At 36.1% G+C, this 6699-nt stretch carries 7 protein-coding genes; all 7 read right to left on the reverse strand.

Annotated elements, in window-relative coordinates; genetic code table 11:
- Nucleotide 1: 1 nt before the first annotated feature.
- The gene (locus B3C16_RS05945; RefSeq protein WP_291129817.1) at nucleotides 2-1315 is read right to left on the reverse strand and encodes an aminotransferase class III-fold pyridoxal phosphate-dependent enzyme; all 1314 of its coding nucleotides are present in this window, start codon (nucleotides 1313-1315) and stop codon (nucleotides 2-4) included.
- Nucleotides 1305-2072 carry a cytidylyltransferase domain-containing protein gene (locus tag B3C16_RS05950; RefSeq protein WP_199717107.1) on the reverse strand — a complete coding sequence of 256 codons (768 nt, stop codon included), beginning with the start codon at nucleotides 2070-2072 and terminating at the stop codon, nucleotides 1305-1307. The genes B3C16_RS05945 and B3C16_RS05950 overlap by 11 nt, the downstream gene beginning before the upstream one ends.
- Nucleotides 2072-2935, reverse strand: coding sequence for an aldo/keto reductase (locus B3C16_RS05955; protein WP_291129820.1), 864 nt, complete (start codon nucleotides 2933-2935; stop codon nucleotides 2072-2074). The genes B3C16_RS05950 and B3C16_RS05955 overlap by 1 nt, the downstream gene beginning before the upstream one ends.
- A gap of 11 nt (nucleotides 2936-2946) precedes the next feature.
- On the reverse strand, nucleotides 2947-3750 hold the full coding sequence (locus tag B3C16_RS05960) for a CatB-related O-acetyltransferase (RefSeq protein ID WP_291129823.1): 804 nt from the start codon (nucleotides 3748-3750) through the stop codon (nucleotides 2947-2949).
- Nucleotides 3747-4937, reverse strand: coding sequence for a UDP-4-amino-4,6-dideoxy-N-acetyl-beta-L-altrosamine transaminase (gene pseC, locus B3C16_RS05965; RefSeq protein ID WP_121312924.1), 1191 nt, complete (start codon nucleotides 4935-4937; stop codon nucleotides 3747-3749). Before pseC ends, B3C16_RS05960 begins: the two co-directional genes overlap by 4 nt.
- Nucleotides 4934-5947: a UDP-N-acetylglucosamine 4,6-dehydratase (inverting) gene (pseB, locus tag B3C16_RS05970; RefSeq protein ID WP_121312923.1), complete on the reverse strand. Its 1014-nt coding sequence runs from the start codon at nucleotides 5945-5947 to the stop codon at nucleotides 4934-4936. The genes pseC and pseB overlap by 4 nt, the downstream gene beginning before the upstream one ends.
- A gap of 401 nt (nucleotides 5948-6348) precedes the next feature.
- The coding region (locus B3C16_RS05975; RefSeq protein WP_291129828.1) for a T9SS type A sorting domain-containing protein at nucleotides 6349-6699 on the reverse strand (351 nt) is incomplete at its 5' end.

Raw genomic sequence — 6699 nt, forward strand, 5'->3', positions numbered from 1 at the left:
ACTAATTTAATCTCTTGAAACCCGAATGACAAATAGGTCCTTCTAACAAAGAATTAATGTCTAAAGTACCATTTTCATGTTCTTTTATTTTTTTATAAACCGTATCTAATTCCGAAAAATATTGCTCAAAATCGACATCTTCATGCGCAATTGAAGCATAAAAATTAGTACTGGCTAAAAATCCTTTTTTCAACATTTCCTGAGTGATAAAGGTTTTGAACAACAAGGCATTATCACTATTAAAAGCATAAGTAGTTAGTGATGGAATTCCTGACACTGTGATGGACAAGTTATTTTCATTCGCTAACTTTTGCCATCCTTCCTGCATTTGTTTCCCTTTGGCAGTAATAATCTCCCAAGATTTGATGCGCTCCATAACTTCAAGCGTCTTTAAAGCCGCTGTCGGACCAATTCGCTCAGTCCAAAAGGTACTGCTGATAAAAGTCTTCTGAGCAGCTTCCATTACTGATTTTTTTCCAACCACTGCGGTCAAGGCGTATCCGTTTCCAATCGTTTTACCATACATAGCCATATCCGGCTCAACTCCATATTTTTTATAAATACCGCCAAAGGTTTCTCTGAATCCCGAAGTACATTCATCAAAGATAAGGACGATATTTTTCTTGGTAGCTAAATCTCTGACTTTCTGTAAAAAATTATCCTCAGGGCCAAAATTTCTAACCACTTCCATTTTGATTACTCCAATATCTTGAGTCGCTACGATGGTTTCCAATTCTTCAATGTTATTGTAATGAAAAGGAAAAACAGAATCTTTTAAATTTTTTGGAACACCTGCTGGTTCTAAACCAGGTAATAAATGTCCCGAAAGGCCGTCACCGCTGTTGTGATTAGTAGACAAATACCAATCATGCCAACCGTGATAACCGCAAATGGCTACTTTATCTTTTCCGGAGGCAGCGCGGGCAATTCTGATGGCAATGGCATTGGCTTCTCCACCACTTCGAGCAAAACGAACCATATCTGCCCAAGGATTCATTTCAATAAGTTTCTCCGCTAAGTAAACTTCCTCAGGACAATTTAAGGTACTCATATTGCCATTAAGAACTGTTTTCATAACAGCTTCATCTACTTCGTCATGACCGTAACCTAAGGTATTGGTACCAATTCCCATGATCGACATATCGGTAAATTGGTTTCCATCCAAATCCCACACTTTATTTCCTTTTGATTTAGAAAAATAACTCGGCCAATTGTCCGGCAAAAACATTTCCGGTCTTTTGGATAATAGCATTGTACCACCGGGAATTAGTGATTTTGCTTTTTCATATAATTTTTGTCCCGTTCTATTGCCCATTTGTATCTTTATTTAGTGATTTTAAATAGCCTTCGTTTCTGATAATATTTTGATTCTCTAATATTTCCTGATGTTCTATAATGTAATTGGTGTAAGACTTCCAGTCTTTGTCAATGCCTAATTTTTGAATTAAGACCGCTACCGTTTCTAAATCTGACGGTTCATCAACGGTCATTCTCACATGATTAAAATTTTCGGGAGCATTGTAATTCCTAGCTTTGAACATATTGCCATTATTGAAATCTGTATTTTTTCGAATATAAGGAGTAACATGTTCTCTGTCGGATGATAATGTGGCTTCTTCCCATGCTTTTTGCAAAGCTTTAAAAGTAAAAACCTCTACGTCTTGTCCGTCGGGAAAATTCTCAATCAATATATTGGCGCCGTAATCAAGTTTGTGTTCTTGTACCATGCTAATGACCTCGTCTATTAGGATGGCATCAATCAAAGGACAATCAGAAGTTACCCTAACAACGTAATCCGGATTATGATTCGCCACTGATTGGTAAAACCTATCCAAAACATCCTCGGTCGAACCTTTAAAAGCTTCAACTCCGGCATTGTTTGCAATGGCTACTATTTGGTCTGATTTGTTTTCATGAGTGGTAGCCACTATAATTTGGCTTGCCAATTTTGACTTTTTCAGCCTTTCCAGATGAACGCCCAATAAAGTTGAATCTCCTAGTGTTTGAAGAACTTTTTCGGGAAATCTGCTACTTCCGATTCTGGCTTGGGTTACTATAATTATTTTGTTCATTACCATTTTGAAGGATTTAACAAGTCTAAATCGGTCACATTTATCAAATCAATTTGATTGAAAACTGCACCATCAATTGTCTCTTCTGCCCATTTGATATTGTTTTCAAGTTGCGTTACGGTGTCAACTCCAATTAGCACCTTATCGATATAACTTTTACTCAGGGCATATTGCAAAGCCAAATGTCCCATTTCGATTTTATTTTCAACAGCTATTTGCTTTAACTTATTTAAAAAGGGTTTAACAGCCGTTAACTTTTCGGGGACTTTATCCTGATTTAAAAAAAATAATCCTTGCAAAAAACAAGAACGGGTGTGTATTTCTTTTTTTTGTTCTCTCAATTTTTCAACAATAGCATTTCTTTTCAAATGATTGTCTAATAAATTAAAAGGAAGCTGTACAACGCTTACCCATTCATCATTAATTAAAGCTTCCATTTCCTCATTGGTATAAACAGAAACCCCTATTCTTTTAAAATATCGGGAAGCTCCGGCGTCATAAATCTCCTTTAAATCGGGCTTATTATTGAGATAGGATTCAAAGGAATGAAACATAATCGTGTCTATTTGTTCCAGCTTCATCGAATGAATACTGTTGATCAAAGACTGCAACCAGGTTACCGAGGAATCTTTACTGAATTTTGTATTAACCGTAAACTTTTGATTAGCATTTAGTTCATGAAAATTACCAATTCTGTTCTCCGCCAAACCATAAGCTGCTGCAGTATCAAGTGTTCTTATTCCTGAATTATAGGCGCAAGCTAAAATAGCATTGACATCATTCTCCGAAGGCATGCCTATGGAATTATTAATACCATAATTGATTCCGAATTGAACCGTTCCCAATATCAACTTCTCTTTCATGAAAAATCAATTTAGGTATTTACAATTTTATTTAAAATGGCGAAAGCCTCTTCTTTATCGAATTCCCACCATTTGCTTTCTAACAAAGCAGTCCTTTCTGAAGGGGTAAGTCTTTCAGAAAGAATTTTAGCCGGTGTACCGGCAACAACGGTAAATGGAGGAACGTCTTTGGTCACAACCGATTTACTTCCTATTACTGCACCAATGCCAATCTCTATGCCAGACATAATGGTAACGCCTTCACCTATATAAACGTCGTGCCTAATTTTTAAAACATTTTGCTTTTTTAAATCTATCGTTTTGTCTTTTGAACAATCAAAACTTTCTTTGCTTTTGCCAAATTGATATTCAAAAGGATAAGTGGTTAATCTATTCACATCATGTCCGATAAGTCCAAGTCTGCAATCTGCACCAATATGGCAATAATTTCCAATCTCAACATTATACAAAATAGTGCTGGGTTTAAAATAGGAATATTTCCCAATGCTTGCCATCCCAACTCTTCTAGACTGATCACTATAGTAAGCTTCTGAATAGTATCTCTTAATCTTATCAGGAGCTGCATTTAAGGAAATTAATTGTTCTTTAACCCTTTCAAAAGCTATAATACCTACTACAATCAAATCAAAAAGCGAAAGATCTGCTTCATAAGGACTCAATACTTTAACACCTTCGTAAGTGGAACCACTCAATCTGCTATCATTATCAATAAAAACAAAAGTTACTTCTTGATGGTTAATTAATGATGAAGAATACAAGTTTCGGTAAACTTCCAATCCTTCTCTACAGGCTCCAAAAACAGCTATGTTTTTCATATTTCTTTATTGTAAAAGCTAACGACTTTATCAATTACAAACTGTTGTTCTTCCTCTGTCAATGTTGGATACATCGGCAAACTGATACAGTGTTTATAATAGTTTTCCGCCTTGGGCATGTCACCATCTTTCCATCCCATTTGTCTGTAATAAGGCATTAAATGACAAGGAATATAATGTATTTGGGCAAAAATATTTTGAGTTCTCAAATAATTATAGAGACCTAGTCTATCGGCTACTTCTAGGATATACAAATGATAAGCATGTCCTTCAACAACTCCGGATTGACCTTTTATAAATGATTTACCTTTAAAGGCTTCTTCATATTTTTGAGCAATATTTCTTCTTCTGACGATTCCTTCGTTGGCTCTTTTTAATTGGCTTAAGCCTAAAGCAGCTTGAAAATCGGTTAATCTATAGTTAAAACCTAACTCCTGCATTTCCATATACCAACCGGGATAATTATTATCACCACCAGCGAACTCTATGGAATTAGTATATAAATCTTCAGATTTTACTATGCCATGCGTTCTTAACATCAGTAATTTTTTATATAACTTTTCATCGTTAGTGGTAACCATTCCACCTTCACCCGAAGCGATGTGCTTGACTGGATGAAAAGAAAATATGGCTAAATCGGCAAAATTTCCGTTGCCACAATTTTGGTGATTTCCATTGCTATCAATAAAATAACCACCGGGTGAATGGCAAGAATCTTCCACTATCCATAGGTTGTATTTATCGGCTAACGCTTTAAATTTTTCTAAGTCGACGGCTCTTCCGGCAAAATCAACCGGAATAATACCTTGATAGGTTCCTGATGGAGACGCTTCGAGTAATTTCTCAACTGATTGATAATCCAAGAGATAGGTTTCCGGATCAATATCTGCAAAAACTACCTCGCCGCCACAATACCGAACACAATTGGCAGAAGCAGCAAAAGTGATAGGTGTTGTGATTACTTTTTGCCCGGGTTTAACTTCTAACGCTAAAGTGCACAAATGAAGTGCAGCAGTTCCATTGGCAACAGCCACGGCGTATTTACTGCCTATATATTTTGCAAAAGCTTCTTCAAAAGAGGCAATCATTGGCCCTTGGGTAAGGTAGTCTGACTGTAAAGTTTCAACGACAGTCGCTAAATCTTCCGAAGTAATATTTTGTCTTCCATAGGGGATCGCTTTTCTCATAGCACAAAATTGGAATCAACATGTTCCTTTATCAAAGCCCTCATGCTGTCTACCGTTTCCCATTCAGTATTCTCTCCTGAATTATAAGTAAAACCTACCGGCACTTTTACTGCATCTAAGGTATTGACAAAGTTCTCCACTGACCAATTAGGTCTGGAAGGCAAAATGGCGTAGTATTTTCCTAAATCGTAGGTATTAAAAGAATCAGAAGCCGTAATCATTTCTTCATGAACCTTTTCTCCCGGACGAATTCCGACCACTTCTTTTTTGCATTCTGGTCCTATAGCTTCCGCTACATCTAATATTTTATAGGAAGGTATTTTTGGCACAAAAAGTTCACCGCCCCAAGCATGTTCTAAAGCATGCATAACCATATCAACACCGCCTTGCAAAGAGATATTAAATCTTGTCATTTCAGGGTCAGTAATAGGCAATATGCCTTCTTTTCTCTTCTTAATAAAAAAAGGAATAACCGAACCGTTTGAACCCATCACATTCCCGTAGCGAACTACCGAAAATCGAATTGGGTTATGGCCTTTAATATTATTAGCAGCAACAAATAATTTATCCGACGTTAACTTGGTGGCACCATATAAATTTATTGGAGCGCAAGCTTTGTCTGTTGACAAGGCTACAACGCGTTCAACAGTAGTCTCTAATGAAGCGTGAATTACGTTATCAGCACCACCAATATTTGTTTTCACACACTCATCCGGATTATACTCTGCAATAGGCACATGCTTCATTGCAGCGGCATGAATTACATAATCAACTCCTTTAAAAGCACGCATTAATCGCTCTCTATCGCGAACATCCCCAATAAAAAACCGAATTTGAGGATAGCTTTGTGAAGGATAGTCTTGCGCCATCTCAAATTGCTTTTGCTCATCTCTAGAGTAAATGATTAGCTTCTTTATTTCAGGATGCTTATGAAGTATATGTGAAGTAAGTGCTTTACCAAGTGATCCTGTACCACCGGTGATTAATAACGTTTTGTCTTTTAGAAACATTTTTTAGGTTATGATTAAAATAATTTAAAAGTTTAAAATACAAGCAGACATCAGAAAATGTAATTAAAATAAATACTACATCTCAACTCAGCCAAAATAACTAATTAACTATAAAAGTAATTAATATTACAATCAACCACACTGGTCATTATAACGATTACAAATATAAATAAATTTGAAGCTTTCAAGGCAAAAGCCATAAATAAATAGCAAACAACATTTTAATTAACCATAAATTCACATAAAACACTTTCATCCACCCAATTCCCAGTAAAAACCCTTAGCTAACTTTACACTCTTTGTTACCAAAAAAAAATCCCCATCTCGTTTACCGAGACAGGGATTTCTATATAATCAGAACCGGAATTCTTAAACTCCAATTCCTTAATTCTTAATTTTAATTATCGTTTAATCACTCGAAGGGTTTTCACTTCTTCATCTTGTGTAATAATAACATTGTAAACGCCACTTGGGTATTGCTCACCAATAGTCATACTTTTCATATCCGAAACAGCAACGCTTCTTTGATCTACAACTCTTCCAACCATATCATAAACCTTGATACTTACTGATGATTTGCTCTCTGTGGTCAAATCAATCAAGAAGTTGTTTGCAAATGGGTTTGGATAAGCTTTAGCAGCAAACGCTGATGTAACAACCATTTTAGTAGCTACAGATGGTGTTCTGATAATACAATCTTTACCCACAGGACCTTCGCCATAGTGAAGCAATTTCACATAAACCACATAATC

The sequence above is a fragment of the Flavobacterium sp. UBA7682 genome (assembly GCF_002482945.1).
Classification (GTDB): Bacteria; Bacteroidota; Bacteroidia; order Flavobacteriales; family Flavobacteriaceae; genus Flavobacterium.

Coding starts and splice junctions, on each gene's coding strand:
- B3C16_RS05945 (WP_291129817.1), bottom strand. CDS start 1,315: ATGGGCAATAGAACGGGACAAAAATTATATGAAAAAGCAAAATCACTA.
- B3C16_RS05950 (WP_199717107.1), bottom strand. CDS start 2,072: ATGAACAAAATAATTATAGTAACCCAAGCCAGAATCGGAAGTAGCAGA.
- B3C16_RS05955 (WP_291129820.1), bottom strand. CDS start 2,935: ATGAAAGAGAAGTTGATATTGGGAACGGTTCAATTCGGAATCAATTAT.
- B3C16_RS05960 (WP_291129823.1), bottom strand. CDS start 3,750: ATGAAAAACATAGCTGTTTTTGGAGCCTGTAGAGAAGGATTGGAAGTT.
- pseC (WP_121312924.1), bottom strand. CDS start 4,937: ATGAGAAAAGCGATCCCCTATGGAAGACAAAATATTACTTCGGAAGAT.
- pseB (WP_121312923.1), bottom strand. CDS start 5,947: ATGTTTCTAAAAGACAAAACGTTATTAATCACCGGTGGTACAGGATCA.